Raw genomic sequence first — 2,561 nt, 5'->3', positions numbered from 1 at the left:
CCGGAGCACGCTCCGGGCCGCCTCGTGGTGGTCAACGACAGGTGCGCGCGTCGTACCGGGCCGGAACCCGGACCGACACCTCGCTCCCGTCGACCGTCGCCGTCGCGGTGACCGTCGCCGAACCGGCGGCCACGCTCCGCTCGTGGGTCGTGAACGGGTGCGAACGGGTCTTGCCCGGCTGGACGTTGTGGAACGACTTCGAGCCGTACGGCGTCTCGACCTCCACGTCCACCGGCCGGGACTCGTTGTTGGTCACCTCCACGGTCAGCTTGACGTTCGGGCCCGCGCACCGGGTGTCCGCCGCCGCCGCGACCTTCAGCGACGGCTTGGTGAACCGCCAGCTGTCGACCTCGACCAGGTCCTGGCCGTCCGGCCCGACGAACGTGAAGTACACGTCGTGCACCCCGGAGACGCCGTCGAGCGCGACGCCGACCTCGGTCCACTCGCCGACCGGCCCGTCCACCGGGATGGTGGCCACGACCGGCCCGGTGCGGTCGTCCAGCCGGAGCTGGATGCTGCCGCCCGCGACCAGCGGCTTGACCCGCGCCGACACGCCGGTGGCGCCGGAGCCGAAGTCGGCCGCCGACAGCGACGTCCAGTCGCCGTTGTCGACGTCGTGCAGGGCGAGCGCCGGCACGTCGTTCGGCGCGTTGAGCCGCTTGGTGGCCAGACCCTGCTGCCAGGCGATCGTCTCCGCCTCGATCACCCGGTACGGGTCGAGCCGGCGGATCTGCTCCACCCCGTCGAACGTGCCGAGCACCTCCTTGATGGTGCCGTCGGCGTTGAACTCCAGCTTCGCGATGTGCGGGCTGCGGAAGCCCTGCGTCGCGCCGCCGGTGATGCGGCGGTTCAGCGTCTGGGCGTGGTAGGTGAAGTAGTACTCCCCGTTCAGCTCGAACACGGACTGGTGGTTGTTGCCGCCCGCGCCGAAGTAGACGCCGGGGTTCTTGAAGATGACGCCCGCGTACTTGTCCGGCGTCCACGGGCCCATCGGGTTGTCCGCCACCAGGTAGGCGATGGCCCCGGTCGGCGGCCCGTTCGGGTCGATCGGCCCGCCGAAGCCGAAGTTGGACGAGTAGGAGTAGTAGTACTTGCCCTCGCGCTTGAAGACGTGGCCCGCCTCGAACATCAGCGGCGCGTCGATGGTCTCGGCCGCGCCCTCGGTGCTGATCATGTCGTCGCCGAGCTTGATCACCCGCGTCGACTTCGGGTGGTTGGTGTTCTCGTAGGAGTTGGAGCCGTCGTTGCCGCCGCCGCCGAAGTAGAGGTAGCCCTGGCCGTCGTCGTCGATGAACACGCCCGGGTCGAACAGCCAGTTGCGGCCGTCCGAGGCGCCGGGGGTCTGGCTCGTGATGAGCAGGCTGCCGCGCTCGTCGCGCCACGGGCCCAGCGGCGAGTCGCCGACCAGCACGCCCGTCGCCGCGCCGTTGTTGGCGAAGTAGAGGAAGAACTGCTCCTTGCCGTTGACGACGCGGCTCTCCACGGCCGGGGCCCACGACTGCGACGCGTACTTGGCGAGGCCGTTCGGGCCGGCCACCGGGATCTCGCCGTGGTCGGTCCAGTTCACCAGGTCGTCGGACGAGATCACCGTGATGGTGTTGATCCCGCCATAGGTGTTGGTGGGCGACGTGCCGTCGGGACCCGGGTTGTAGACCTGGGTGTCGTTGGTCATGTAGAGGTAGACCCGGCCGTCGTGCACGAAGGCGTTGCCGTCCGCGCCGAACTTGTGGGAGATCAGCGGGTTGCCCTCACCGGGGTTCTTGCCGAGGACCTCGATCGTGGTCGACGGCGTGAACTCGCGCAGCACGACGTCGTCCACCTTGAAGTCCATCAGGTGGGTCGCCGGCGCGGCCGCCGGGTCCGCCGTCCACGGCGTCTCCACGAAGATGCGCGGCGTGGCGACGCCCTGCCCGGCCGGGATGGTGAACGTGCCCTGGAGCAGGCCCCACTGGCCGCGCGGCACCGTGCCGGTGCCGAGGTTGGTGTAGGTCGAGCCGCCGTAGTGCATGGTCACGAAGAACTGCTTGGTGGCGGGGCTCGCGGGGTTCTCGTACTTCACCCGCGCGGTGACCGTGTACGTCTTCCCGGCCTGCACCTTGCCGGCCAGGTCCTGCGCCGGGCCGGACCCGGTGGTCTTGCGGTTCGTCACCAGGACCGCGCCCGAGCCCGCGTAGGCGTCGGTGGTCGGGGACAGGGTCGCGCCGTCCGTGGGGTTGCCGTTGTTCACGGTCCAGCCGGACAGGCCGTCCTCGAAGCCGGGGTTGGCGATGAGGTTCGGACCGGCGGCCGACGCCGCGGGGGCGACCACGAGCCCTCCGGTCAGCAGGGCGCCGACGGCGGCGAGGACGACGGCTCTGCGCCGCCCCGACCACTGTGGACGTTGTCGATGCACTGGGTTCTCCTTGTCAGCGGTGTGGATCACTCGCCCGCGGCGCGCCGGGGCCGAGGTACTGGGGTGTGGGGTGTCGGAGGTTCCGGGTTGTGGGCTGCCGGCAGCCGCCGGAAGCCGCAGGCCGCCCGATGGCCGCCGGGCTCGCCTGGCCGCCGGATCCTGGCTGCTG

The 2,561-nt window shown here is 70.8% G+C and carries 1 protein-coding gene; it reads right to left on the bottom strand.

The genetic code is table 11. The annotated features are described in order from the left end of the window. Window positions 1-31: 31 nt before the first annotated feature. A complete protein-coding gene (locus ACFXGA_RS40090; RefSeq protein WP_378098428.1) occupies window positions 32-2,392 on the bottom strand; it encodes a family 43 glycosylhydrolase in 2,361 nt (786 codons plus the stop codon). Window positions 2,393-2,561 lie beyond the last annotated feature (169 nt).

Source organism: Actinosynnema sp. NPDC059335 (genome assembly GCF_042752395.1).
In the GTDB taxonomy this organism is placed as follows: Bacteria; Actinomycetota; Actinomycetes; order Mycobacteriales; family Pseudonocardiaceae; genus Actinosynnema.
Note: the sequence above shows the minus strand (reverse complement) of the source record. Positions and strands in the feature narration are given on the sequence as shown.